The 26,126-nt window shown below is 44.6% G+C and carries 24 protein-coding genes; all 24 read right to left on the bottom strand.

Translation table 11 applies throughout. The features are described 5' to 3' along the window. Nucleotides 1–30: 30 nt before the first annotated feature. Entirely contained in the window at nucleotides 31–1,011 is a 981-nt protein-coding gene (locus B9T20_RS09460) for an NAD(P)H-dependent glycerol-3-phosphate dehydrogenase (RefSeq protein WP_094490823.1), read from the bottom strand. A 77-nt stretch (nucleotides 1,012–1,088) separates the two neighbouring features. Then, nucleotides 1,089–2,273 (bottom strand): porin, encoded by a 1,185-nt coding sequence (locus tag B9T20_RS09455; RefSeq protein WP_094490822.1) that lies wholly within the window; start codon nucleotides 2,271–2,273, stop codon nucleotides 1,089–1,091. Between the two features lie 214 nt (nucleotides 2,274–2,487). Then, nucleotides 2,488–3,690 carry a bifunctional phosphopantothenoylcysteine decarboxylase/phosphopantothenate--cysteine ligase CoaBC gene (gene coaBC / locus B9T20_RS09450; RefSeq protein WP_094490821.1) on the bottom strand — a complete coding sequence of 401 codons (1,203 nt, stop codon included), beginning with the start codon at nucleotides 3,688–3,690 and terminating at the stop codon, nucleotides 2,488–2,490. A gap of 6 nt (nucleotides 3,691–3,696) precedes the next feature. Beyond that, entirely contained in the window at nucleotides 3,697–5,220 is a 1,524-nt protein-coding gene (rng, locus tag B9T20_RS09445) for a ribonuclease G (protein WP_094490820.1), read from the bottom strand. 9 nt (nucleotides 5,221–5,229) lie between these two features. Next, nucleotides 5,230–6,405, bottom strand: coding sequence for a phosphoglycerate kinase (locus B9T20_RS09440; RefSeq protein ID WP_094490819.1), 1,176 nt, complete (start codon nucleotides 6,403–6,405; stop codon nucleotides 5,230–5,232). Nucleotides 6,406–6,415: 10 nt separating this feature from the next. After that, entirely contained in the window at nucleotides 6,416–7,369 is a 954-nt protein-coding gene (gene trxB, locus B9T20_RS09435) for a thioredoxin-disulfide reductase (RefSeq protein WP_094490818.1), read from the bottom strand. A 99-nt stretch (nucleotides 7,370–7,468) separates the two neighbouring features. Next, complete coding sequence (locus tag B9T20_RS09430) at nucleotides 7,469–7,831, bottom strand: roadblock/LC7 domain-containing protein (RefSeq protein ID WP_008316295.1); 363 nt, start codon at nucleotides 7,829–7,831, stop codon at nucleotides 7,469–7,471. A gap of 25 nt (nucleotides 7,832–7,856) precedes the next feature. Next, nucleotides 7,857–8,507, bottom strand: a complete 651-nt coding sequence (locus B9T20_RS09425; RefSeq protein WP_094490817.1) for a hypothetical protein — start codon at nucleotides 8,505–8,507, stop codon at nucleotides 7,857–7,859. Then, complete coding sequence (locus B9T20_RS09420; RefSeq protein WP_094490816.1) at nucleotides 8,504–9,034, bottom strand: ATP/GTP-binding protein; 531 nt, start codon at nucleotides 9,032–9,034, stop codon at nucleotides 8,504–8,506. Before B9T20_RS09420 ends, B9T20_RS09425 begins: the two co-directional genes overlap by 4 nt. Before the next feature lie 21 nt (nucleotides 9,035–9,055). Continuing rightward, entirely contained in the window at nucleotides 9,056–10,288 is a 1,233-nt protein-coding gene (locus B9T20_RS09415) for a hypothetical protein (protein WP_094490815.1), read from the bottom strand. 11 nt (nucleotides 10,289–10,299) lie between these two features. Beyond that, nucleotides 10,300–10,635: a hypothetical protein gene (locus B9T20_RS09410; protein WP_008316286.1), complete on the bottom strand. Its 336-nt coding sequence runs from the start codon at nucleotides 10,633–10,635 to the stop codon at nucleotides 10,300–10,302. Between the two features lie 22 nt (nucleotides 10,636–10,657). Next, nucleotides 10,658–11,755 (bottom strand): extracellular solute-binding protein, encoded by a 1,098-nt coding sequence (locus B9T20_RS09405; protein WP_094490814.1) that lies wholly within the window; start codon nucleotides 11,753–11,755, stop codon nucleotides 10,658–10,660. 68 nt (nucleotides 11,756–11,823) lie between these two features. Continuing rightward, the gene (locus B9T20_RS09400) at nucleotides 11,824–12,255 is read right to left on the bottom strand and encodes a cytochrome c (RefSeq protein ID WP_094490813.1); all 432 of its coding nucleotides are present in this window, start codon (nucleotides 12,253–12,255) and stop codon (nucleotides 11,824–11,826) included. 101 nt (nucleotides 12,256–12,356) lie between these two features. Next, nucleotides 12,357–13,982 (bottom strand): ubiquinone biosynthesis regulatory protein kinase UbiB, encoded by a 1,626-nt coding sequence (ubiB, locus tag B9T20_RS09395; RefSeq protein ID WP_094490812.1) that lies wholly within the window; start codon nucleotides 13,980–13,982, stop codon nucleotides 12,357–12,359. Between the two features lie 16 nt (nucleotides 13,983–13,998). Further along, nucleotides 13,999–14,748: a bifunctional demethylmenaquinone methyltransferase/2-methoxy-6-polyprenyl-1,4-benzoquinol methylase UbiE gene (gene ubiE / locus B9T20_RS09390; RefSeq protein WP_018122483.1), complete on the bottom strand. Its 750-nt coding sequence runs from the start codon at nucleotides 14,746–14,748 to the stop codon at nucleotides 13,999–14,001. 33 nt (nucleotides 14,749–14,781) lie between these two features. Then, nucleotides 14,782–15,600, bottom strand: a complete 819-nt coding sequence (gene aroE / locus B9T20_RS09385; RefSeq protein WP_094490811.1) for a shikimate dehydrogenase — start codon at nucleotides 15,598–15,600, stop codon at nucleotides 14,782–14,784. After that, on the bottom strand, nucleotides 15,601–17,445 hold the full coding sequence (mutL, locus tag B9T20_RS09380) for a DNA mismatch repair endonuclease MutL (RefSeq protein WP_094490810.1): 1,845 nt from the start codon (nucleotides 17,443–17,445) through the stop codon (nucleotides 15,601–15,603). 55 nt (nucleotides 17,446–17,500) lie between these two features. Then, entirely contained in the window at nucleotides 17,501–18,547 is a 1,047-nt protein-coding gene (gene bamC, locus B9T20_RS09375; RefSeq protein ID WP_094490809.1) for an outer membrane protein assembly factor BamC, read from the bottom strand. Nucleotides 18,548–18,613: 66 nt separating this feature from the next. Next, the gene (gene dapA, locus B9T20_RS09370; protein WP_094490808.1) at nucleotides 18,614–19,486 is read right to left on the bottom strand and encodes a 4-hydroxy-tetrahydrodipicolinate synthase; all 873 of its coding nucleotides are present in this window, start codon (nucleotides 19,484–19,486) and stop codon (nucleotides 18,614–18,616) included. A gap of 57 nt (nucleotides 19,487–19,543) precedes the next feature. Continuing rightward, entirely contained in the window at nucleotides 19,544–20,311 is a 768-nt protein-coding gene (xth, locus tag B9T20_RS09365) for an exodeoxyribonuclease III (protein ID WP_094490807.1), read from the bottom strand. Between the two features lies 1 nt (nucleotide 20,312). Further along, nucleotides 20,313–21,938: a DUF6056 family protein gene (locus B9T20_RS09360; protein WP_094490806.1), complete on the bottom strand. Its 1,626-nt coding sequence runs from the start codon at nucleotides 21,936–21,938 to the stop codon at nucleotides 20,313–20,315. Next, nucleotides 21,935–22,864, bottom strand: coding sequence for a glycosyltransferase family 2 protein (locus B9T20_RS09355; protein ID WP_094490850.1), 930 nt, complete (start codon nucleotides 22,862–22,864; stop codon nucleotides 21,935–21,937). The genes B9T20_RS09360 and B9T20_RS09355 overlap by 4 nt, the downstream gene beginning before the upstream one ends. Nucleotides 22,865–22,894: 30 nt before the next feature. Continuing rightward, the gene (locus tag B9T20_RS09350) at nucleotides 22,895–23,239 is read right to left on the bottom strand and encodes a GtrA family protein (protein ID WP_094490805.1); all 345 of its coding nucleotides are present in this window, start codon (nucleotides 23,237–23,239) and stop codon (nucleotides 22,895–22,897) included. Further along, nucleotides 23,239–25,983, bottom strand: a complete 2,745-nt coding sequence (polA, locus tag B9T20_RS09345; protein WP_094490804.1) for a DNA polymerase I — start codon at nucleotides 25,981–25,983, stop codon at nucleotides 23,239–23,241. Before polA ends, B9T20_RS09350 begins: the two co-directional genes overlap by 1 nt. Between the last annotated feature and the right edge of the window lie 143 nt (nucleotides 25,984–26,126).

The following is a 26,126-nucleotide window of genomic DNA, read 5'->3' as shown; positions in this document are numbered from 1 at the left end:
TCAAAGCCTCGAGCAATCGAGGCTTTTTTCTTATTCGCTTTTTGCTGAGCGCTCTAACAGATGGCTCATTGCTAAATGAGGCGGCAAATTCTCCATTAAGATTTGATACACTTCATTGACAATTGGCAGTTCGATGCCCTGCGCTTCACCAAGAAGCTTCATATTGATGACGTTGTTCGCACCTTCCACCACTTGAAAGACCTTCTCAAAGGCTTCCTCTTTCGTCAAGCCCTGCCCGATGAATTGCCCAAAGCGGTAATTGCGTGACTCTGTGCTGGTGGCGGTTAAGGTGAGATCACCGACGCCCGCAAGCCCTAAAAATGTTTCCACCGATGCACCAAGCGATGTGCCAAGGCGCGTCATCTCTGCTAAACCTCGGGTGATTAAGGCGGCGCGCGCATTACAACCAAAACCTAAACCGGCAGAAATCCCTGCTGCGATTGCAATCACGTTTTTATACGTGCCCGCCAACTGTACGCCAATAGGATCTGAGTTTAAATACACCCGCATGTGGTGATGATGAAAGAGCGGCAAAAAGGATTTGGCATCGCGCTCGTTTTTCGAGGCAATGGTGATGGCGGTGGGTAAATGACGCGCCACTTCCGATGCAAAGCTTGGGCCCGATAACACCGCTTGCACAGGATAATCAAACAACTCATCAATCAAGGTTGAAAAAAAGCGATTGCTATCATGCTCTAAACCCTTCGTCGCATTGATGAAAGATAAGCCCGGACGCTGATATTCCTTGATCTCCTGTAAAATGCCTTGCAAGGCAAAAGATGGCACCACAAACACCAATTGATCACACTGATCCACCACTTCTTTTAATTGTGTCGTGGCGGTGATGTTCTCAGGATAGACAATGTCCCCTAAATATCGTGGGTTGGTGCGGGTGTTGTTGATGCTTTCTACATCTTCGTTGTTAAATCCCCACAGCATCACATCTTGACATTTTGCGATGTGAATGGCCAATGCACTGCCCCAAGAACCGCTGCCGATCACGCCAATCATACATTCTCCCCATAAAAATAAAGCCCGCAATGCGGGCCTTATAGTATATAACGTTATGTGACTTTAGTCAGGTCAGATTAGAAATCGTGACGGATACCTAAAGAGAACACATCGTTGTGACGTTTTTTAGATTCTACTTCTAAACCTTTAACTTTGCTGTTTTGTTTAGCAAATTCAGCCCATACTTTTGTACGAGTGGATAATTTTTGTTCAAAGCCCAATGCCCAAACAGTCATTTTATCTTTTACTTTATCTTGATCTAATTCAGCAGCATATTTGTAGTTAGTTGTAGATTGACCTACAGTTGCACGTACTGTGCTGAAGTAATCAGGACCGAATGAGAATTGTGCGCCCACGTCCCAACCTTTAGAAGAGATTTTAGCTTGGTTTTCGTTTTTACGACCACGTTCTGCAGCACCGAAGTCAGCATTTACGCCGAATTGTTCGTTAGCAAAACCAACGTTCAAACCATAAGCGTTACCACGTTTTGCATCTTCATACACATCAGCGCCTAAGTATGCAGCTTTTGCGTAGAAGCCTGATTCGTGCTCATAGTTTAAACCTACTGTGTAGATGTCAAAACCTTTGCTTGAGTTATATGCAGCATCATAGCTATCTGCATCTGCTTTAGGTGCTTTAGCAATGCCTGCTACAGTGAAGCTGAAGCCTGAGAAAGAAGGTGATACGTAAGCAATAGAGTTACCTACGCGAGTATCCATTGAATCGAAACCAATATCATCACTCGATGGTTTTTTAAATCCAGTAACAGCACCTGTTAATGGATCTGTAATTACGTTTACACCAGCATATGGTGTTGCAAATACTGCACCTGTTGCAATGCGCAATGCAGAAGTGTAACTACCGTTGAATTCGTCAGCGATTGTGCCAGCGTTCAAAGATTCAGTGAATGGGTTGTTTTGACGACCTAAAGCAACTGTACCCCAGTCACCTGTTAAACCAACGTAAGCCAAACGGTTTTCGAAGCCTTTACCGTTTTGACCACCATCCATGCCATCAAAGCCCCATTCTAATTGATAGATAACTTTAGTGCCGTTACCTAAATCTTCAGAACCTTTTAAGCCTAAACGAGAACCGAAATCTTTCATTTGAAGACCACGTTTGTTCAATTCACCTTCTTTATTGAAATGGTTCTTTTGAACTTCTGCGCCTAAACGGATAGAACCGTATAAAACTGTTTCAGCAGATGCTGCTGTGAATGCCATTGCACCCGCTAATGCTACTACTACTAAGCTCTTTTTCATATCTTAAGCTCCAAATTGATTAAAAATAATTTAGATATTTAATGAGTCAACTCTCATATCTATCCATGTGGCTAATTTAATACTATTTGTGACTTTAATGCAACTATTTTTTTCATTTTTAATACATTTTGTTGTTGCATTATTTACACAGAAAAGTTTTTTTAAATTTATTTAATATAAATCAATAATTTATATTGTTGTATTTAGGATACATCTATTTTTGCGCTGCCAACTTTTTTATCGCCAAACGGACAATTTCTTTTGCTTGGTTTTGTTTTGTGTCGGTTTTCAGTTCATATTCGGTGTGATTTGTATCAATAATGACAATATGATTCTCATCTTGCCCAAAGACTTTACCGTGCGAGACATCATTGGCACAAATGAGATCGAGCCCTTTTGCCACAAGTTTGCCTTTGGCATATTCGATGACGTTGTCCGTTTCTGCCGCAAAGCCAATCACAAAGGGTTTATCCTTACGCGCAGCAATGGTGGCCAAAATGTCTGGGTTTTTCACCAACGTTAACGTGAGTGTTTCATTGCCTGCTGTTTTTTTCATTTTGTGTGTGGCAATGGTTTCTACGCGGTAATCGGCAACAGCTGCTGCGCCCACAAAAATGGCAGCATCCGTGATGATAGATTCCACCGCTGCGAGCATCTCCTGCGCGCTTTGCACCGGTAAAATGCGAACGGATTTTGTGGGCTTTGCTTCACAAGGGCCAAGCACCAACGTGACATCCGCGCCCGCTGCACAAAAAGCATCGGCCAACGCTGCCGCCATTTTACCGCTGGAATGGTTACTGATGTAACGGACAGGATCAATGGCTTCGCGCGTTGGCCCGCCGGTGATCACAACTTTTTTCCCTTTAAGCGGTAAATCCTTAGGATCATGATCCGCCATTAAACGCGCTGCAATGTGCTCCGGCTCTGCCATGCGCCCTTCGCCCACTTCACCGCAGGCTTGCTCGCCGCTTTCTGGCGCGATCATCACATAGCGCCCGCTGCCCGTTAATGTTTGGACATTGTTCACCGTCATCGGGTTTGCCCACATCAAGCGGTTCATGCTTGGGGCAATGTGAATGGGCTTTGGAGAAGCTAAGCACATTGCGCTCACTAAATCATCGGCCAAACCGTGCGCCAATTTCGCCAGCATGTTTGCACTGCACGGCGCAATGATGATTTGATCCGCCCAGCGCGACAATTCAATGTGCCCCATGCCCATTTCATGGGCGGGATCTAAAATGTCATCCACCACAGGATGACCAGACAAAGCTTGCAGCGTCATCGGCGCGATGAAGGCCTTTGCGCCTTTGGTCATCACTACGCGCACTTCACAGTCAGCTTTTCTCAATAAACGCACCAAGTGCGCTGCTTTATACGCGGCAATACTGCCGGTGATGGCCACCACAATCTTTGTCATAAGTTCCTACAGTAAAATGATGTCAAACTGCTCCACATTATATAAGGCTTCGGCTTGCAGTTTAATGTTGAGTTTCGTGAAGGTTTGCAATTCTGCTAAATGATGCGCCTCTTCATCGAGAAGCTGCTCGATCACATCGGCAGAGGCTAAAATCAAAATGCCGCTGATGTTTGGATATTGCTTGGCTTCCCTGACCACTTCGCGGAAAATCTCATAGCAGATGCTCTCTTTGGTTTTAATGTACCCTTTGCCTTGGCAAGTTGGGCACTTTTCACACAAAATATGCTCTAAACTTTCGCGCGTGCGTTTACGGGTCATTTCCACCAAACCAAGGGACGTCACCGCGCTGATCGTGGTGCGCGCGTTGTCCATCGCTAAGTGGGATTGCAATTCATCAAGCACACTTTGCTGATGCTCAGGATTGGTCATGTCAATAAAATCGATGATGATCATGCCGCCTAAATTGCGTAACCGCACTTGATGGGCAATGGCGCCTGCCGCCTCTAAATTGGTTTTAAAAATGGTCTCTTCTAAATTGCGGTGCCCCACATATGCGCCCGTATTGACGTCAATTGTGGTCATCGCTTCGGTTTGCTCGATGATGATGTAGCCGCCGGACTTTAAAGAGACATGGTTAGAGAGCGCCTTTTCAATCTCCTCTTCAATGTTATAGAGATCAAAAATGGGGCGCGAACCTTTATAGAGCTGCAAATTGTCCAGCGTTTCTGGCAGAAAATCCTCTGCAAAGCCGCGCATTTTCTCAAAAGGTTCGGCCGCATCCACGCGAATTTGCTGAATGCCGCGCCCAACGTAATCGCGCAAAATGCGAAGCTCTAACGGGAAATTGCCATAAATGAGATCGCCCGCTTTTGATTGCTTGATGCGCTCAGAGACATTGTCCCAAAGGCGTGATAAAAACTGCATGTCCGCCCGTAAAACCCAAGGATCCACGCCTTCTGCGGCTGTTCTGGCAATGTAAGCGCCGCCCAATTCTGCTTGATATTGGGTTAAATGCTCTTTTAAACGCGTGCGTTCTTCCTCTTGCTCAATGCGAATGGAGACGCCGATCACGTCGCTTTCGGCCAAATAGACTAAATAACAAGAGGGAATGGAAATTTGTGTGGTCAAGCGTGCGCCTTTAGTGCCAAGGGGATCTTTGATCACCTGCACCACCACTTCTTGACCTTGATGCAAAATGGCTGTGATGTCCGCTTTTGGCGGCGCGATCACAGGTTTTTCGTCATTGGTGCTGCCTTCATCTTCATCGGGTAACACTTGCTTTTCCAACTCTAACGAATTGCGCACCGTATGAATGTCATTGACATGCAAGAAAGCAGCCCGTTCTAGACCAATGTCTACAAAGGCTGCTTCCATGCCGGGCAATACTCGGACAACTTTGCCCTTATAAATATTGCCCACCAAAAGGTTTCGATCCGTCCTCTCAATTAATATTTCTTGTAAAACACCATCTCGCATCACCGCTGCGCGCGTTTCGTATGGCGTTTTATTAATTAAGATTTCGTCACTCATATTCATCCTTTAGTTCGCTTTTCTTTCTAACATGGCCACGGCAGGTAACTCTTTGCCTTCTAAAAATTCTAAGAAGGCGCCGCCTGCTGTAGAAATGTAAGAGATGCTGGGCGTTAAACCAAATTGCTCAATCGCCGCAACTGTATCACCGCCGCCAGCAATGGAGAATGCGCTGCTGTTTTTAATCGCTTCGCCCACCGCTTTTGTCCCTTCTGCAAAGCTTGCAAATTCAAACACGCCCACAGGACCATTCCAGACAACGGTTTTCGAAGTTTTGATGAGATCTGCATAGAGTTTTGCCGTCTCAGGCCCAATGTCCATGATCATGTCATCGCTTGATACATCAGCAATTTTCTTCACTGTGGCTTCTGTGTTTGCATCAAAGGCTTTACCCACCACAACATCAACCGGCAACGGAATGTTTTTGCCAGTGGCTTTGGCTTTTTCAAGCAATGCTTTGGCATCGGCCACTAAATCTGCTTCTGCTAAGCTTTTGCCCACGCTAAAGCCTTCTGCCAATAACAAAGTATTGGTGATGCCGCCACCGGTGATGAGCACATCCACTTTATCTAACAATTGATTCAATACAGTGAGTTTAGTGGAGACTTTTGAGCCGCCCACAATCGCAACGATCGGATGCTCAGGCGCCATTAAGCCCTTTTTCAAAGCATCCAACTCTTGGGACAACACCATGCCAGCACAGGCCACTTTTGCAGCGTCGCCAACGCCCACAGTGGAAGCTGCCGAACGGTGCGCTGTGGCAAATGCATCCATGACAAACACATCACACAAAGCCGCCATTTTTTGGGCCAATTCAGGATTGTTTTTCCCTTCACCCACTAAAAAGCGCGTGTTTTCTAATAATTTGACTTTACCTGGCTCAACGGTGACGCCATCGATCCAATCTTTTACTAACGGTACGTCAAAGCCCAATTTGTCGCTGAGCCAAGTGGCCACCGGTGCAAGGCTGTATTCTTCATTGAAAACACCTTCTTCAGGACGACCTAAATGGGACATCACCAATACGCCCGCGCCTTGCTTTAAGGCTTGCTCAATGGTTTGCATGGATGCCACTAAACGCGCATCAGAGGTGATTTTGCCATCATGAATCGGCACGTTTAAATCTTCGCGAATCAATACGGTTTTACCAACGAGGTCCAAATTTTCCATTTTGTTGTAACGCATAATAAACTCCTTAATTGATTGTTTCTAAGTATTTTTCTACATCCAATGCTGCCATGCAGCCGGTTCCTGCGGATGTAATGGCTTGGCGATACACCGAATCCATTACATCACCACAGGCAAAAACGCCCGCAACACTTGTCGCTGTGGCATTGCCTTCGATGCCTGAACGCACTTTAATATAGCCGTCCACCATCTCTAATTGCCCTGCAAACATATCCGTATTTGGGTGATGACCAATGGCAATGAACACGCCTTGCACCGGCACAGATTTCACGGCATCCGTTGCCACATCCAAAATATTCACGCCTTGCACCACAGCGCCATCGCCCGTCACTTCATGCAACACGCTATTGAGATGGAGCTCAATTTTACCTTCTTCAACCTTTTGGTATAACTTTTCCACCATGATTTTTTCAGCGCGGAATGTATCGCGGCGATGAATCACATGCACTTTTGAGGCAATGCCACTTAAATAGAGCGCTTCTTCCACCGCAGTGTTACCACCGCCCACCACAACGACTTCTTGATCTTTATAGAAAAAACCATCACATGTGGCACAAGCAGAGACGCCCTTGCCTTTATAAGCCTCTTCAGAGGGTAAACCTAAATATTTTGCGGTCGCGCCCGTTGCGATGATCAAGGCATCACATTCATATGTACTGCTGCCGCCTTCTAAGATGAATGTAGAACCTGAAAGATCGACTTTTTCAATGTGATCCCAAATCATCTCTGTGCCAAAGCGCTCTGCATGTTCTGCTAAACGCGCCATTAATGCTGGCCCTGTTAAACCTGCTTCGCCGCCTGGCCAGTTGTCAATTTCTGTGGTGGTCATTAATTGACCGCCCTGCTGAATCCCTGTGATGATCACAGGTTTTAAATTTGCACGCGCCGCATACAATGCCGCTGTATATCCCGCAGGACCTGATCCTAATATGATCAATGGATGTTTGATTCGTTCACTCATAGTTGTCCATCTCAGCCAAAAGTTTCATTATACAAAAGATTTCACTTTTTAAGGGCGCAAAAAAACCCACTGTCAAAGTGGGCTTCTTTTTTAGCCATCTTATAGCATCGGCTTAATTGCTTCGGATGCTCGTTTGATGTCAAGGAAGATCAAACCTAAACGAGCATTTGACTTACACATGACTGATAAAACAGCATCATTACCCGCAGATGTCATAATGACATAACCAGAAGCCCCTTTAACCAACACTTGCTCTAACTCACCTCTCGCTAATTCCTTAGCGATACGTTCACCTAAAGATAACATTGCCGCACTCATCGCACCGACGTGATCTTCGTCCATACTTGCCGGCAAGAGTGAACTCATGATTAAACCATCTGTCGAAATAATCGCAGAAGCCTCTATATCCGCAGATGTACCATTCAATTCACTTAAAATTGAGTTCAACACTTCTTCACGCATATACTTTTATCCTTTTATTATATCTCTAGTTCTTTTTGAACTTAACATTGCCATATCGATATACTAACACCCATATTAAATCTCGAAAAGCTTTTTGATTTAAAAAAGGGATACCCGCAATCGTCAAGGTAAATTGATTACCTGAAACGTCCATAGCATAAATACCCAACTGCGTCATACCCTGATAGTTAGTAATACCAACACCGACATGACTATGCCCGCCTAAAATATTAGAAACCGTTGCGTAACTATCATCATATAAAGCGGCTAAACGCGTACTCATTGCTGCTATTCCGTTCAGCTCTTCATCAGGAAAACCAACGTTACCTAATAAAAACCCTAGTTGATCCGAAAGTAACGCTTTCCCTAAACTAGAATACATTGATAACATTGACGGCAGATCATTCTCGAAGTTAATCATTGGCACAGAGACAACTTTGGTCTCGGCCTGAATGAAATGCATAATCTCTAACTGGTAAAAAATGGCTTTAGCCAATTTGATTTTATCAGCATCAAAGCCGGTCAATTGACAAATCAAATCATCCGACAATTCGGGACTTTCCTTCATACTCAGCAACTTCAACAAGACATTACGCACCGCCTGATTGGTCGTTGACTTCTGTACTGCATATAACGCGCCTTGGGCCGTTACTGTAATATATTTTTTTCCTATCATCGTTCGTTAGCCTTTACAACCATCTTCTCGACCAGTTTAAGAACATCATGTTTTTTCCTAACGTCCGCGGTCATTGTATCAGAAAGCGATGGGTGATATTGAAAAATTGCGTTTAAAAATAGATCGATTTCGCCCTGATCAAACCCTTCAGATTGTGTCACACCCACAATGCAAGGCGTGCTTTCGATCACTTGCAAATATTCATATAAAATTTGACCCACTTCTTCGACTTTAATGTGGCGCATGCTCAGTAATAAAATGGTGCCAATGGTGCCTTGCATTAAAATGTCATGCATAAAATGAAAACGCTCTTGACCGGGCGCGGCATAAATATGCAATTTCAAGCCACTATTGAACGGCAAAATACCATAGTCTAAAGAGACTGTCGTATCGCCTTTAATTGACGCCACTTCATCACTGGTTTTTTTACAAGTTGTCACAACATTATCTTCGCCGCATAAGCTTTTGACTGCGGTGGTTTTACCGCTGGCAACAGGACCGACAAATAATATCTTATATTGTTTCATTGATTTATACCTTTAATTGCTTTATAGCTTTTGTAACTCTGACAACAACGTATTTAAATCCAATTGATTCCTGTTTTTATGATCCTCAACTTTGCGATCAAAATAACCGTAAAGATCGCACATCGTGTAATAGGAAAAGATGTGGTACGGATTGACTTCCGTGAGTAATTCCGCAGTATCGCGCAATGACACATTGCGATAGCGCCAAATGTTCTCCATCTCTTTTGCATGAGGCAGCGTTAAAACCATCTTCGCTTGCCCATCGTGCTTCATTAAACCTAAGGGCTCTTTGATGTCTTTACCATTGATGATTCGGCCATTTGCCCCCATCAACACTGCTCGGCACATAATGCCAAGCGCATTCCCATACGAATATTGCTCATACCGATTGAGCAATGATAAAAATTCTGCCTCAGAGGCCACGGCTTTTAGGACGATCTCATCTTTTGTGGCTTTTGAAAAATCATGCAATCTTTCCACTGCTAAGTTTGATAATACAATACCATCGGCAAATATAAATACAATACCATCGAGATAATCAAAGTAGTAGATCGGCCCTTTTGGATCCATTTTAAGCACTTTTTCAAAAAGCCAAACGCTGGCATGCTCTTTCATGTCCACAAAGCACTCTTCTTGATTGCCATATAGACACGAAGAGTCATATAAATCTTTCCCGGCCGTTTGTTCTAAATAATTGTCATATGTATATTTGGTCAGCCCTTTGCGCTCAACAAGTTCATCTTGCCATGTGCTAAACAGACGATAATCCTCTTGTTTAGGCACCGCTTCAACTAGTAACTCAGGCGCTTGATGACCTTTTTCCACAATGGCGGCAAAGGTGTTTTGCCCAGCTTTATGTTTGGCAATGTAACTTGGGTCTAAAAATTTGGCAAAAGGATTGCCGGAGACTTTGGCATCAACCATCGCGTCATTCGGTGCTTCTTGAATGGGCGGGATCATTGATGGCGCTTTGGCCGCAACTTTTTCAAGCACCGCCATGAGTTCATCAATTTTGATGGGCTTTTTCACAAAAAAGGGATGATCCCACTGTTCTGGCATGACAGAGAGAATAATGGTGTGATCATCTAAATGTTTTTGTAATGCCTTTTTCCCTTCAATGGAGTCGGCATCAATCAATGTGATTGTCCCTTTATCTGCAAGGACAAAACGATCTTTTGATTTTAATTTCAAAAATTGGGCAATGCTCGCGCGAAACCTAGCATCGGCGCCTAACAGTTCTATGGCTATGTTCATGCTCGATCAAATCAATAAGGGTTGGCAATAAAATCAAAGGTGCCTTGCACATCTTCTGTCAAGACACTTTTACAACTGCGTGGCAAAGGTGTACACGGATGCACACTCTTTTCTAAATGATCATAAAAAAAGAGCAACCAATCGTCATCTAATTGAAACATACCATCTTTCGTCACTTTAGTGCGATCGATGCTCGATTCAGCATCTGAGACAATGAAATAGTCTAATAATGCGCCCACTAAGTTTTCCGCATCCCCATGTTTGAGTTCAAACTGAATGCGCAACACATGATCGTTCGTTGTCGCTTGTTTGTTAATGATGGAGCTCAAAAACTCCTCACGACGCATTATCTCCATGACACTCTCCCCTTTACTTCCTATTTTTTAGATTCTGCCAAAATTTTACCAATTTTTTTTGATCTGAGCGCGTGTAAGGTTGCTTAATGTGAAGTTTATTGAGATCTTCTTGACCAGGATACAAGATCTTGTCATTAATAAGGTGCTCACTCACATAAGGAAAGGCCGCTTCGTTTGATGTGGCATACTCAACATAGTTCGCAGAACGGGCATTGTTTTGAGGATCTAACATAAAATTAATGAAGGCGTAGGCTTCATCTTTGTTCGGTGCATCATCTAAAATCGTGAACTGATCGAACCAAACCAGGCTGCCTTCTTTTGGCACAAAGTATTTAATGTCCACACCGGTTTTAGCCTCTTCCGCACGCGCACGGGCTAAATAAACATCGCCCGACCAACCAAACGCCACACACGCATCGCCATTGGCCAAGGCTGAAATGTATTCAGAGGAGTGGAATTTTTTAATGTAGGGACGAATCTGTTTTAACGCATCATACGCTTTGTCTAAATCTTTTTGATCGGTGGATTCTGCCGGAATGCCCAAATACATATTGATCACCGGCAACACTTCACTTGGGTTATCCACCATGTAAATGCCGCAGCTTGCCAATTTCTCAGCATATTTTGGATTCATGATGAGTTCTAAAGAATCCGTCGGTGCATCCGGAATCAATTCTTTAATTTTATTGGCATCATAGGCAATTCCGGTTGTGCCCCAAAAATACGGCACAGAGTGCTCATTCATCCCGTTAAAGGCGCTTAAACGCTCAGTGACAAACGGCCAAATGTTTTTAAGATTGGGGATTTTATCGGCTTCAATGGGCGCTAATTTATTCGCTTGAATGAGGTAAGCCACCGTATAATCCGAAGGCACAACAATGTCATAACCTGAATTACCCGCTAAACTTTTTGCCAACAATACATCATTGCTGTCAAAGGTGTCATACACCACATCAATGCCCGTCTGTTTTGTGAATTCGGTGACGAGCTCAGGATCAATATAATCCGTCCAGTTATAAATGCGCACTTCTTTCGCAAATGCCGTGGTGCCTAAGGCCATTAAACCGGTCAAAGCAGCTAAGCGGCTAAGTTTACGAACCATTGTTGTCATCAATTCCCTCTCCTATTAAAGTAAAAACAAGGTGAACGGGCACCTTGTTTATGGTTTAACCGAGCAGATTAGTCCGCACGGAAACTGTCATGGCAGCTCTTACAAGTACTGCCTAATTTACCCAATTGTGCTTTTAATGTGGCTTCAGAGCTTGCAGCTGTGATCATCGCTTCGCTCTCTTTCACAAAGTTCGCAGCATCTTTTGCAAACACTTCAGGCTTTGTATTGATTTCAGAGCGCACTTTAGAACCTGCGTAGCTGCCTGGAATGAACACTTCATCTAAAGAGATGGCCATGGCATTCATCACTTTTGCAGCTTTTTCAGCTTTAGCGGCATCAAAAGGAATTTCACCTTTGGCCATGCCCGCTAATGTGCCCATTTCCCATGCAGCCACTTGGAACATCGCTTGACGCACTTTTTTCGCTTGTTCTAAATCTTGCGCAAAACCTGCACTCATCGTGGCAACAGACAAAGCAGCCAATAATGCTAATTTCTTCATTATTTTACTCCCAAATTATTAATATTTTGACAACCGGTGTGATCAGATCACGGAGTGATTATAACGAAAATATCCGCATTGTTTAAATTCTTTACAGCCCTTTACTCGCGAAGTGCTTGATAAAATGCAAAAACTGCCAATAAGATGAGAAAAACGCCCAAGAAATCTTCTAAATTATGCCAACTAACGATCGTGGCAACCAGCGCTGCTGCACCGAGCAATCCATACACTTTGCGTGTGGTTTGTTTGGCTTGAATTTTCTGATATTTTTCCAGCGTTTTCTCATTAAGATCCGTTTTAAACTGCCCGCGCACCATGTCTTGAGAGATCAAATAGAGATTTTGCATGGCGTCCGGTAAATGATCAATCCAACTTGGGATGGCATTTTGATACTTACGCAGCACCGTTTTGGCACTCTTTTGATTTTTCACAAATTTGACTAAAAAGGGTTTAGCCGTTTTCCATAAATCCAATTCAGGATAGAGTTTGCGCCCAATGCCTTCAATGTTAAAGAGCGTCTTTTGCAACAATACCAATTGTGGCTGCACCACCATATTAAAACGGCGCCCCGTTTGAAAGAGGCTCAACAACAATCCACCGAAAGAAATTTCACTGAGCGGCTTATTGAAAATCGGCTCACAAATGGAACGAATGGCCGATTCTAACTCTTCAATCGAAGTATCTGCGGGCACCCAACCAGATTCCACATGCAATTCTGCCACGCGGCGATAATCACGGTTAAAGAACGCCAAAAAGTTACTGGCCAAATAGTGTTTATCTTCTTCACCGAGCGTGCCAATGATGCCGTAATCCAACGCAATGTAAGAAGGGTTCGCAGGGTCGGTGGCATCCACAAAAATATTCCCAGGATGCATGTCTGCATGGAAAAAGCTGTCCACAAACACTTGTTTAAAGAAGACTTCCACGCTGAGCTCTGCCAATTTAGGAATATTGACGCCAAGGTCACGCAACGTTTCCACATGATCCACCGGAATGCCGCTGATTTTCTCCATCACCATGATGTTTTTAGAAGTGTATTCTAAATAAATGTGTGGCACATACATCTCGTGGCTGCCTTCAAAGTTGCGCTTTAATTGCAAACCATTGGCCGCTTCACGGGTTAAATCAAGCTCGCTTAAAATGGTGCGTTTGTATTCTGCCACCACTTCCACTGGGCGAAGGCGATCACCGCCGGCCACATATTCCTCCACCGCTTCAGCAATCATCTCCATCAATTGCACATCCCGTAGGATCACTTTTTGGATGTTTGGGCGCACCACTTTGACCACAACGTGATCACCATTTTTAAGGATGGCGCTGTGCACTTGGGCGATTGATGCGGCCGCCATCGGCACTTCATCAAACTCACGGAACACTTCACTGATCGGCTGCTTTAACGCGCGCTCAATAATCTCAATGGCAATGTTTGAATCAAAAGCAGGCACATTGTCCTGAAGCTTTGAGAACTCCTCAATGTAATCTTCCGGAAAAAGATCATTACGTGTAGAGAGCACTTGCCCAAGCTTCACAAATGTGGGGCCAAGGGCTTCAAGGGCTAAACGAATGCGCACCGGTAACGGCGTATCCTTATATTTATTCAGCAAGTTGACTAAGGGCTTTAAAAACACAAAGAGTCTGAAGAACGGAATCAAAAACACCAATTCATACAAACCATAACGCATTAAAATCCAATGAATTTTTAACGCACGAAGCCAACGTGAGAACATAGATTACCCTTTTAGATTAAAAAACAAAGCCGCGGTGAATCGCCACGATGCCGCCCGTTAAATTTTTGTATTCCACTTCATCAAAGCCCGCTTCTAGCATCATCGCTTTCATGGTTTCTTGATCCGGATGCATGCGGATGGACTCTGCTAAATAGCGGTAGCTGTCTTCATCATTGGCGATGATTTTGCCCATCAATGGCAAAGCTTTAAAAGAGTAAAAATCATAAATGGGCGCTAAGCCTGGGGCAACGGGTTTTGAAAACTCCATCACCACAGTGCGACCGCCAGGTTTTGTCACGCGGCGCATCTCTTTGAGGGCTTTGAGTTTGTCTGTCACATTGCGTAAACCAAAACTGATGGTGACCAAATCAAAGGTATTGTCCGGAAAAGGAATCTCTTCTGCATTGATGATTTTAAAGGAGATCATTCCGCCAAAGCCTGAATTGATGACGCGCTTTCTGCCCTCTTCAAGCATCGATGAGTTAATGTCCGATAACACCACATGCCCTTCATCACCCACACGCTTGGCCACCTTCATGGCGATCTCGCCCGTGCCACCGGCTAAATCGAGTGCCATTTGCCCTTTACGCGCGCCTGTTAATTCAATCATGGTGCGTTTCCATAAGCGGTGCACACCCATGCTCATGACATCATTCATTACATCATATTTAGATGCAACCGAGTGAAACACTTCAGCAACGCGCTCTTCTTTTTCATCTTTATCAATGGTTTCATAGCCAAAGTCGATTTTTTCTTTGTCACTCATGACTCTCATTCCTTTCATGCAAAATTATGGGCATCATGATAGCAGAATTTGACGCAAATCTTGATAAACCGTTTCAGTTTGTGGTTTGATGCCCTGCCAAAACTCAAAACTGAGCGCCGCTTGCTCCACAAGCATCCCTAAGCCATCATAAATTTTACCCGCGCCCTGTTTTGCTAAATAATCCATAAAGACGGTGGGTTTTGCACCATACATCAAATCATAACCAATGGTTTGAGCATCCATCGTACAAGGGAGCGGCGTGAATTCACCATGTAATGAACTGCTTGTGGCATTGATGATCACATCAAAATGCCCTGTTAAGTCTGCCCAATCTAATGCAAACACATTGCCTGATGCATTAAATTGCTCAGCGAGCGCAACAGCTTTACTGAATGTGCGATTGCTGATCAAAATTTCTGACGGCAACTGACGCAACAACGGCCCTAAAATGCCTTTCGCAGCGCCCCCTGCCCCTAACACCAAAATGCGGCGATTGCTCAATTCAACGCCACAACGCTCTTTCAAATCACACATCAAGCCATTGCCATCGGTATTGTGCCCAAAGATCTCACCCTTTTTAAATGCAAGAGTATTGACGGCACCGGCCTCTTTCGCTTCCACCGTTAAGTGATTCGCTAAACGAAAGGCATGTTCCTTAAAAGGCACCGTAACATTTGCACCTTGTAAGCCTTGATCCATGAGCGCTTTGAGCGCACCTTCAAAATCATCGATTGGCAAACAATACGCAGAATAATCGAGCTCAATGTTCGTCAATGCTGCAAAGGCCGCATGAATCATCGGAGATTTAGAGTGGGCAATCGGATTGCCTAAAACGCCATACATGGGTTGCATTTATTGTCCTCGTAAAAATAGATTGTCTAGTTCCGTTAAACCAATGGACATCCAAGTTGGCCGCCCATGATTGCATTGATCAGCGCGTTCGGTGCGCTCAATGTCACGCAGCAGCGCATTCATCTCTGGCAATGTCATTTTACGGTGATGACGAATCGCGCTGTGGCATGCCATTGTGCTCAAAATTTCATTAATGGCCGCTTTGATCTTTTGGCTAGAACCATAACGCTCAAAATCCTCAATCACTGCGGTGATTAAGGCATCCACATCACCATTGACAAGCGAAGCGGGCACTTCACGGATCACCACTTCTTTATCTCCAAAGACATCTGCCACAATGCCCACGCCTTCTAATTCTGCCCTAAACTCTGCCACCGTTGCCACATGGCGTGCACTTAAAGTGATCACTTTCGGGATCAATAAAGGTTGGCGTACCAATGGCTCACCGTTGTGAATGTTATTTTTAAAGCGCTCATAAATGATGCGCTCATGCGCCGCATGCATATCCACCAGCACCAAGCCTTGCTGATTCTCTGCCAAAATATAAGCGCCATGCAGTTGCCCAAGGGCATAACCTAAAGGCGCATCGTCATCGCTCACATCTGTTGCCGCCGCTGCTTTAGAGTTTGGCACAAAGCTTGAGAGTGTATCTTTCTCCCCTAAGCCAAGGGCCGCATAGACATTCACTGGCTCACTTTTCGGCGCCACATATGTAGAATGACCGCTGCTGTATGCTGCTTTAAAATTGAGGCGACTTTGCTGTTGTGGGCGCATCGATTCAATGGGTGCACTTTGTCGCATTGGGCTTTCGGTCTGCGCTTCCATTTCCAACAAGGGTTTGGCCACCACTTGATGAATGGTGCGAAAGAGAAAATCATGCACAAAACGCGATTCCCGAAAACGCACTTCATGCTTTGCAGGGTGCGCATTGACATCCACACCTTCAGGATCCATCGTCAAATAAACAATGAACGCAGGATGGCGCTGACCATACAATACATCTTGATACGCTTGTTTAATGGCATGCGCCACAAGGCGATCTTTCACCATCCGACCATTGACATACACAAACTGCCAATCGGTTTGTGGGCGCGAAAAGGTGGGTTTGGCAATCCAACCTTTTAAAGTGAGATCCCCACGAATGTCTTCCATCGTATGAGTGAAGTAAAAACATTGATCCAAAAATTCTTGGCTAAAAATGGTGCGAATGCGCAGCTCTTGCTCTTCTTGCGTGGCACAAGCCTTTGTGTCAAACACCACTTTGCCATTGTGTAACAGCTTAAAGGCAATCTCAAAACGCACCAAAGATAAACGCTTGACCAACTCCTCAATGTGACTGAACTCCGTGCGTTCGGTGCGCAAAAACTTTTTACGCGCCGGCACATTATAAAAAAGATCTTTGACCTCAATGGTTGTGCCCAATGGATGCGCAGCTGGCATCGGTTTTTCAATGGTGTCATTGCCCGCACCGCGCACTTTAAAACCGTGGCTCGCGTCTTGCGTGCGCGTTGTTAAGGTGAGCTCAGAGACAGAGGCAATGCTTGCCAACGCTTCCCCACGAAAGCCTAAGCTTGAAACGCGCGCTAAATCTTGTGCATCGCGAATTTTACTGGTGGCGTGACTCGTCAATGCCAATAAAAGATCCGCTTCGTGGATGCCGCTGCCATTATCCCGAATGGTGATCTCTTTCATGCCACCTTCGACAATTTCAATCACAATCTCTGTGGCGCCGGCATCGATGCTGTTTTCCACAAGCTCTTTGACCACAGAAACTGGCCGCTCGATCACCTCGCCTGCCGCGATCTGATTGATGACTTGTGGGGATAATTTTTGGATTCTATTCATAATTCACACAAAAAAGAAACGCCTGTCAAACAGGCGCTCTTTACATCAACTCTTCTTAGTGAAGATTGGTTCTTAAACGTTGGATAATTTCGCCATTTTTCTCACCATCTAATGACGTGATGTTGATGGCAGTGCTGTTTTTACCGTTGTCCACGAGCTGAACTTTAAAGCGGTAATACACCGGTTTTTTATCCGTCCAGAACGCTAAACCGCCACCGGTGGTTTTCTTAGGATCTTTTTGCATCACAATGTAGCTGCGATCTTGACTGTTTTGTGATTCCACTTGGAACATTGCGCCATCATCGAGCACGTTGCCCACTTGCGCCCACAAAGAATCTACTGGGCGATTGATCACAACACCTGTTGGCGTTTCTGTGATGTTCACAGCATTGCCACGGTTGATCTCTTTGACATCTTTTGCGCCCAATTTCGCCACTAAACGCGACACCATTTCCGCTTCTAACTCAGCATCACGTGGACGATCCACCCATGTGTGGTATTCATTGTCACGGCCAGAGGCTTGATCTTTCATACCATAATGCGTCACATAGACAAGCACTTCGCCTTTATTGCCACGCTCTAAACGAATGCGGAATTTATCACGCGTTGGTGAGGAAAAGACATTGTCTAATGTGCTCTTCAATAATTGACGAATCCAAGAATCTGGCACATCGGCGCGGTTTTCTGCCCAGCCGGATTCTAAAATGCCCGCCTCAGGATTGCTGACTTCAATGGGTAAGCCCACTTCTTGGAACAACTGCACAGAGCGCGACCAAACATATTCAGGCGGCAATGTGGTCACAATCCAGCGATTGTCACCTGCTCGTTCAACGCGCACTGCATCTGAAGAGACCAAAACGCGATCGGATAAGTTGTTGCGATTGTTCACTTGTTTTTGATATTCGCTCAACATTTGTGTGGCTCGGTTGTTACTATCCACGCGGTGACCGCTGCTCACCAAATCAGGTGGCAACTCCAATGGATTGACAGAAGATGCATTTAAATAATCCAATCTACCTTTAGGCTGAATTGTACTAGTCGAGCAACCTGCAAGCACAACCAAACTTGCCAGCCCACCCATTAACACTTTGTTATATTTCATATAAATTTCCGGATAGTTTGAATACACAAATTAATGATTAAAATTGAGCGCCATTATAGCAACAAATTACGCATTCGGTAATTTTGCGATCAAATCCTGCATCGTCAAATGGTACTGTTTATCCAATCCAATCAATGGCAAACGAATGCCACCTTGAATTTTACCCATCTCTTTGAGCACCCATTTGACAGGAATTGGGTTGGATTCAATGAAGAGTAAACGGTGCAACTCTTTGATCTCTTCATTCAATGCTTCGGCCTTTTCACGATCGCCCGCCATCGCCGCTTGTGTCATTTTGTGCATTTGTAAAGGGGCAACGTTCGCAGACACAGAAATCACGCCTTTTGCACCGCGCAAAATCGCTTCACAAGATTCGCCATCTTCGCCCGTAAATACCGCAATGCGCTCGCCAACTTTATCCAGTAAAACATCAACACGTTCTAACGTTGAGGCTTCTTTGATGCCCACAATATTTTCAAAATTCGCTAAACGCTCCACAGTCTCTGGCAATAAATCCACACCTGTACGACCTGGCACATTGTAGAGAATTTGCGGGATGTCCACGGATTCTGCAATTAATTTATAGTGCTGAAACAACCCTTCTTGTGAGGGTTTATTGTAATATGGCGTCACCAATAAACAGGCTTGTGCACCATCTTCAGCCGCCCAATGAGTTAATTTCAACGCTTCTAATGTTGAGTTTGAACCTGTGCCTGCAATCACCGGCACGCGGCCATCTGCAAACTCTACAACACTGCGAATCACTTGACGATGCTCTTCATAATCTAAAGTTGCGGACTCACCGGTGGTGCCGACGGCAACAATGGCATCTGTTTTATTAATAATGTGCCATTCCACCAACTTTTCGAGCGCACCATAATCAACTCGGCCATCTGGATACATTGGTGTAACAATCGCAACTATACTTCCCGAAAACATTCACTAACCCCCAATTGGATAACTGTTTTTATGCAAATTCTTAATACAATAATTTATTTAATCTTTTAAGTAAATAGCCACCGGTGCATGATCAGATGGGCGCTCAAGTGCACGAATCTCTCTGTACACTTTTACGCGCGTCATTCGGGCGCTTGCTGAATTTGACAATAAAAAATGATCAATGCGCATGCCTTCATCTTTCTCAAATTGTCCTTGGCGATAATCCCACCATGTAAAGAGCGGATCATTCGTGGCAAAAATACGCAACGCATCTTGCAGACCTAAACTCAATAATCCTTCAAACGCCGCACGTTCCGGCGGTGAACAGAGGATTTTATCGCGCCACAACTCAGGTGCATACACATCATGATCCGTTGGCACAATGTTAAAATCCCCCATCACCACAACAGTATCATATTGTGCGAGAACATCGGCTAAATATTCATGAAAAGCATCGAGCCACGCAAGTTTATAGGCATATTTTTCTGAATCCACTTCTTGGCCATTTGGCACATAAACATTCACCACGCGCACGCCATTGATGGTTGCTGCAATCACGCGCTGCTGAGCATCCTTATAATTGGGTAAACCCACCGTGACATCCTTTGGTTCATCGCGGCTGATGAGCGCGACGCCATTGTAAGACTTTTGCCCGCTGGCCACTGCGTAATAGCCCAATTGCGTGATGGCATCAAAGGGAAATTGAGCCGTTTCACACTTGATCTCTTGAAGCCCCACCACATCGGGCATAGCATCCTTTAACAAGGCCTCAAGCTGAGGCTGACGAACATTGATGGAGTTGACGTTCCAGGTGATGAGTTGCATATTATTCTCCATAAATTTTTATAGGCTGCGTGACGGTTGCATTGGCAGAATGTAGCACGCCTTCAATGCGCACAATTTCTTTCGCTTTCATTTTCACAACGCCACCGATGATCCATTGCCCATCAATGGGTACAGATTCCATCGGCAATGATAATGTCACCGTTTTACCACTACGATTTGTTATGATGAGCTCTAACACATTATTTGTTTCTTGATGTGCCACCATATCCAACACAACCGTTGTTTTTTGTCCCAATATTCCTTCGGGTACAAGATAAATGCCTTGAATGCCAAGCGAATTATTCAATACTTGCTGTGGCAAATGTTCTTTGATAATGCTGTAATCAAATGCTATAGGTCTTAGATCAATGCGGTCAAAACCATAATATGTCGCCATCGAATCACTGCTATAATGCGCATCATATGAATCACGCTTACGCAGTGAGGGCACATAATAAAACTCTGGCAAAGTTGGCGCTGTCATTGCATGCGCATGTGCTGTTTTAATGGCATCTTCAAGCATCTTTCCTTGCACACATAATCGTTGATAGGAATGGGCAATCATGCCATAAGAAACAATAAAAATTGCAACAATTATGACCAAAGTTACACGATACACAGATCGCCACTGCGTAATCACATGATGCATCAAATAATGCAATAAAACGGCGATGCCAAGAAGTACAAATAAAATCGGACCACTTGTGGCGCGTGCACTTAATAACGGCGACATGACCATAGAGAGTAAACTCAATAAGCCGATCAAGACCAAAGCAATAGAGATTCTTTTATACTGTGCAGGCATTTGATTTTTCATTGCCACCATCCACAATACAATAAAAATTAATAAGGCAGGAGCCATGCGGCTCAAGCCCGTTGGGTAACGATACAACATAAAATCCCAAACTCGATGCATAAAGCTCATGGCGTAAAATTCATCAAAAGCACCACTGGCGGCACGTGCTGCATTGCCTGGGCTTAAAATAAAGAAACAAAAGCCCAACACAATGATGAGTGAAGAGAGCCAGATTTTACGATCCTGCTGATAACGCATCAAATAATAGGTCGAGGCAAACGAGAACAACACAACAATCCAAGTGGTGTTTTCATTACTAAACGCTGCAAAAGGCGAAATTATTAATACGCCCACCCACCACAAAATGGATTGAGATGATTGCGTATATTTAATCAAACAATATAAATAAATCACAATCGCTAAATTGGTGAACAAATAGTTCGCAGCACCCACTGTCCAAAAAATGGTTTGCCCCAACGTTGGGTTCGTCACCCAATAAATGAGAAATAACCCCACAAATACCGATGCGGATGCTTGCTGTTTTAAAACCAACGCAGGCAGTTTTGCTAGCAATGCAATCATGCTCACCACTGCCAATGCCAAAATACCACTGCGCAGCATGTCATTTTCTAAGTGCAATAAAATTGGGCTGATATAGTCAGACACCAATCGCCCACTCCATGAAAGATAATGGGACAAATGCGCAGACCACTGAAGCCCTATATTGTAATAGGCAAAATCATCTGAATGAATCGGTGTTAAATACGCAATGTAAAAGACCAATCCAAATGCGACTGCATAACTGAGATAACGCGGCCAAGCTTTCATCATTGTTTCTGACTCCCCGTCTGTTTTAATAAATACCGTGGACGCTGCTTGCTTTCCATATAAATCCTGCCCACATATTCGCCGAGAACGCCAATGCCAATGAGCTGCACGCCCCCTAAAAATAGGATCGACACCAAGATCGAAGGATATCCTGGCACGGGATTGCCAAACACAATCTTCTCAAAAATCATATACGCGCCATACGCAAAAGATAACAGCGCCACCACAAACCCCAAATACGCCCAAATGCGTAAAGGCGCCGTCGAAAAGCTTGTGATGCCCTCCACGGCTAAATTCCACAATTTCCAAGCATTGAATTTAGTGTCCCCAGCAGAGCGCTCTGCGCGCGCATATTCAACCACCGCTGTTCGACCGCCCACCCAAGAGAGCACGCCCTTCATAAAGAGATTACGTTCATGCAATTTTTTAATGTTTTCCACCACATTTCGGGACATTAAGCGAAAATCGCCAACATTTTCTTCAATTTTCGGTGTGCTGATTTTATTGTGAAGCTTATAAAATAATCCCGCAGATTGACGCTTTAAAAAACTGTCCGAGGAGCGATCAATGCGTTTAGCGAGCACCACATCAAAGCCTTCCTGCCATTTTTCAATCAGTTCAGGAATGACTTCAATGGGATCTTGTAGATCCACATCAATGGGAATCACCGCATCACCTGTGGCATGCTCTAACCCAGCAAAAAGCGCCGGCTCTTTACCAAAATTGCGGGTAAAACTTAAAGCTTGAACGCAATGATCCGAGATGGCCAATGCATTGATGATGGCTTCCGTTTGATCACGGCTGCCATCATTGATGAACACAATCTCAAGATCATAATCCTTCAGAAATGGCGCTTCTCGCACCGCTTGGTAAAAAATGGGCAACGCTGCCTCTTCGTTATAGACAGGGACCACTAAAGATATTTTTATGGGTTGGGTCATGGTTATATTTTTATAATGTTAATGAAAAACAATGAATTTAGAATACAGATAGCCCAGCACAAGGCTTAAAGCTGAAAAAACAATCAACGTTATGATGGGATAGAGCTGCCAATGATCCGACAATGCGCCAACCCCATAACTCATTAGCCCCATAAAGCTCACAAACAGCAGATATCGCACGCCGGTTGCCTGCTTTTTGAAGGTATATTTGGCATTCATATAAAAGGAAAATGTCACCGCCACCACAAAGGCCATAAGATTTGCGCTGCCCTGCCCAAGGCCAAAACCTTGTAAAGCAATGGCAAAAATCAACCAGTGCAGCAGCGTATTGAGAATGCCAATGGAAAAATATTTTTGAAACATCAGTGCACTTCATCCCAATTTTGACCAATCGCCACATCCACTTTTAATGGCACTTTTAAAGTGATGACGTTTTCCATCGCCGTTTTCAGCAAAGCTGCCACTTTTTCTGCATCGGCTTCGCTTGCCTCTAGCACCAATTCATCGTGCACCTGTAGCAATACTTTGGCATCCAATCCGGTTGCATGGAGCTTTTGATCCACTTCGATCATGGCAAGCTTAATGATGTCCGCAGCGGTGCCTTGTAAGGGCGCATTGACGGCAATGCGCTCAGCGCCGGCTTTTTGCATGCCGTTGCTGCTGTTGATCTCTGGCAATGGTAAGCGGCGCCCAAGCAATGTTTCCACATAGCCATTGGCACGCGCTTTTTCTTTCGCATCTTCCATGAATTGTAAAATGGTGGGATAACGGCTGAAATATCGTTGAATGTATTCTTGGGCTTGCGTGCGCGAAATGCCAAGCTGTTTCGCTAGGCCAAAAGCACCCATGCCATAAATCAAACCAAAGTTAATGGCTTTAGCAGAGCGGCGAAGCTCACCGGAGACTTCATCCAGCGGCGTATGAAACACTTCAGCTGCTGTGGCTTTATGAATGTCAAGGTCATTTTTAAAGGCATTGATCAACGTTTCATCACCGGAAAAATGCGCCATTAAGCGCAACTCAATTTGTGAATAGTCGGCAGAAATCATGCGGTAACCGGGCTTGGCAATAAAGGCTTCACGGATTTTTCGCCCTTCTTCTGTACGTACAGGAATGTTTTGTAGATTCGGCTTTGATGACGACAAACGCCCTGTAGACGTCAATGCTTGGTTAAATGAGGTATGAATGCGCCCGGTGTGCGGATTCACTTCTGCCACCAATGCATCTGTATAAGTGGATTTTAATTTAGAAAGTTCGCGATACTCGATCAACAGCTTTGGCAATGGATAATCAAGGGCAAGCTCTTGCAGCACTTCTTCATTGGTGGAAGGTTGGCCTTTGGCTGTTTTTTTCACAACGGGCAAACCTAATTTTTCAAACAAAATCGCGCCCAATTGCTTGGGTGAGCCAAGATTAAAGGTTTCGCCGGCAAGTTCATACGCTTGAGCTTCGAGCGCATCTAAACGCTGCGATAATTCTTGGCTCAATGCTTCTAAATGCGGGACATTAACCAAAATGCCTTCGTGCTCCATTTTGGCAAGCACCGTTAATAATGGCATTTCGATGTTTTGATAGAGCTTCTCTAAAGACTCAATGCTCGCAACTCTTGGCGATAATGCATGATACAAACGCAGCGTAATGTCCGCATCTTCTGCAGCATAATGGGTTGCTGTTTCCACAGGAATTTCATTAAAGGTTTTCTGTTTTTTACCTTTACCGGCGATCTCTTCAAATGGCGTTGTGGTGTGCCCCAAATAGTTCAGCGCCAAATCATCCATATTGTGCTTTTCTGTGGCATCCCATACATAACTTGCGAGCATCGTATCATCGGCGATGCCATTTAAGGTGATGCCATAACGTTTAAAGATGTGCCAATCATATTTTAAATTTTGCCCTACAAGCGCCACATTTGGATCTTCTAATAAAGGGGCTAAGCGATCTAACACATCCTGCATCGGCAATTGCTCTGGCGCCACCAACAAATCATGCTGCAATGGAATATAAATCGCTTCCCCGCCAGTGATTGCAAGAGAAATGCCCACCAATTTTGCTTGCATGGCATCTAAACCATCGGTTTCAGTATCCACAGCCACGCGATTGGCTTGATGAGCGCGCGCAATGAATGCATCTAACACGGCAATGTCCGTCACTGCAGTATATGTGATGGTGTTTGGCGGCGTTGGCATGATCCATTCTTGCGTGCGCGGCGCGATCACTTGCGAATTGAGCATCGGCTGAAAGCCGCTTGTGGGCTTGCCTGAGATCAACTGCTTTAACAATGAGTTAAACTCAAATTCTGTGTATAGTTTGGTGAGTTCATCAATGTTGGGATCACGCAGCGCTAAATCCTCCACGCGATACGGCAAATCTGCATCCATCAACAATGTGGTCAATTGGCGGGATAATTCTAATTGTGCCAATGAACTGCGTAACCGCTCCCCCACTTTGCCTTTAATTTTGTCAGCATTTTCAATGATGCCATCAAGGGTTTCATACTCTGCCAACCATTTTGCCGCCGTTTTTGGCCCAACGCCATCAACGCCCGGAATGTTATCGGCTTTATCGCCCATTAAGGTCAAATAATCACGAATGGCTTCCGGGTAAACCCCAAATTTCTCATACACGCCATCACGATCGAGCATGAGGTTTTTCATGCCATCAAACATTTTAATGGGGCCGCCCACAAGCTGAGCTAAATCCTTATCGCTCGATGCGATGATCACTTCATATCCCTTCGCCTTGCCTTCAAGTGCAAGGGTTGCGATCACATCATCAGCTTCAATGCCATCAATGCTCAACCGCGGAAAACCCAAAAAATCCACCACATCCATCAATGGCGCTATTTGCGCGCGTAGGTCATCCGGCATTGGTGGGCGATGGGCTTTATACTCTGCATATAAATCACTGCGAAAGCTTTTGCCCTTCGCATCAAATGTCACCGCAGCATAGGCTGGATTAAAAGTGTCTAAAAGCTTTTGAAACATCGTAATCACGCCACGAATGGCGCCTGTTGGCTGCCCTGCGCGCGTGGTTAATGGCGGCAATGCGTGATAAGCACGAAAAAGAAAATTAGAACCATCGATGATTAAAAAGGTTTGCTTAGACATAATCTTCCAAAAGTTGATGTGGGATGCGGTGATTTTACATGATTTGTAAAGGAGATGCTGTGTGAGATAATTTTGACCATTGCAAACCTTTAGATTAGAATATGGCACGCTTTTTTATTCAATAAATTTAATCATACAAGCGG

The sequence above is a fragment of the Wohlfahrtiimonas sp. G9077 genome, assembly GCF_002252155.1.
In the GTDB taxonomy this organism is placed as follows: domain Bacteria; phylum Pseudomonadota; class Gammaproteobacteria; order Cardiobacteriales; family Wohlfahrtiimonadaceae; genus Wohlfahrtiimonas.
The sequence above is the reverse complement of the archived record's forward strand: the minus strand, read 5'-3'. Positions and strand labels throughout refer to the sequence as shown.

Coding starts and splice junctions, on each gene's coding strand:
- B9T20_RS09460 (WP_094490823.1), bottom strand. CDS start 1,011: ATGATTGGCGTGATCGGCAGCGGTTCTTGGGGCAGTGCATTGGCCATT.
- B9T20_RS09455 (WP_094490822.1), bottom strand. CDS start 2,273: ATGAAAAAGAGCTTAGTAGTAGTAGCATTAGCGGGTGCAATGGCATTC.
- coaBC (WP_094490821.1), bottom strand. CDS start 3,690: ATGACAAAGATTGTGGTGGCCATCACCGGCAGTATTGCCGCGTATAAA.
- rng (WP_094490820.1), bottom strand. CDS start 5,220: ATGAGTGACGAAATCTTAATTAATAAAACGCCATACGAAACGCGCGCA.
- B9T20_RS09440 (WP_094490819.1), bottom strand. CDS start 6,405: ATGCGTTACAACAAAATGGAAAATTTGGACCTCGTTGGTAAAACCGTA.
- trxB (WP_094490818.1), bottom strand. CDS start 7,369: ATGAGTGAACGAATCAAACATCCATTGATCATATTAGGATCAGGTCCT.
- B9T20_RS09430 (WP_008316295.1), bottom strand. CDS start 7,831: ATGCGTGAAGAAGTGTTGAACTCAATTTTAAGTGAATTGAATGGTACA.
- B9T20_RS09425 (WP_094490817.1), bottom strand. CDS start 8,507: ATGATAGGAAAAAAATATATTACAGTAACGGCCCAAGGCGCGTTATAT.
- B9T20_RS09420 (WP_094490816.1), bottom strand. CDS start 9,034: ATGAAACAATATAAGATATTATTTGTCGGTCCTGTTGCCAGCGGTAAA.
- B9T20_RS09415 (WP_094490815.1), bottom strand. CDS start 10,288: ATGAACATAGCCATAGAACTGTTAGGCGCCGATGCTAGGTTTCGCGCG.
- B9T20_RS09410 (WP_008316286.1), bottom strand. CDS start 10,635: ATGCGTCGTGAGGAGTTTTTGAGCTCCATCATTAACAAACAAGCGACA.
- B9T20_RS09405 (WP_094490814.1), bottom strand. CDS start 11,755: ATGACAACAATGGTTCGTAAACTTAGCCGCTTAGCTGCTTTGACCGGT.
- B9T20_RS09400 (WP_094490813.1), bottom strand. CDS start 12,255: ATGAAGAAATTAGCATTATTGGCTGCTTTGTCTGTTGCCACGATGAGT.
- ubiB (WP_094490812.1), bottom strand. CDS start 13,982: ATGTTCTCACGTTGGCTTCGTGCGTTAAAAATTCATTGGATTTTAATG.
- ubiE (WP_018122483.1), bottom strand. CDS start 14,748: ATGAGTGACAAAGAAAAAATCGACTTTGGCTATGAAACCATTGATAAA.
- aroE (WP_094490811.1), bottom strand. CDS start 15,600: ATGCAACCCATGTATGGCGTTTTAGGCAATCCGATTGCCCACTCTAAA.
- mutL (WP_094490810.1), bottom strand. CDS start 17,445: ATGAATAGAATCCAAAAATTATCCCCACAAGTCATCAATCAGATCGCG.
- bamC (WP_094490809.1), bottom strand. CDS start 18,547: ATGAAATATAACAAAGTGTTAATGGGTGGGCTGGCAAGTTTGGTTGTG.
- dapA (WP_094490808.1), bottom strand. CDS start 19,486: ATGTTTTCGGGAAGTATAGTTGCGATTGTTACACCAATGTATCCAGAT.
- xth (WP_094490807.1), bottom strand. CDS start 20,311: ATGCAACTCATCACCTGGAACGTCAACTCCATCAATGTTCGTCAGCCT.
- B9T20_RS09360 (WP_094490806.1), bottom strand. CDS start 21,938: ATGATGAAAGCTTGGCCGCGTTATCTCAGTTATGCAGTCGCATTTGGA.
- B9T20_RS09350 (WP_094490805.1), bottom strand. CDS start 23,239: ATGTTTCAAAAATATTTTTCCATTGGCATTCTCAATACGCTGCTGCAC.
- polA (WP_094490804.1), bottom strand. CDS start 25,983: ATGTCTAAGCAAACCTTTTTAATCATCGATGGTTCTAATTTTCTTTTT.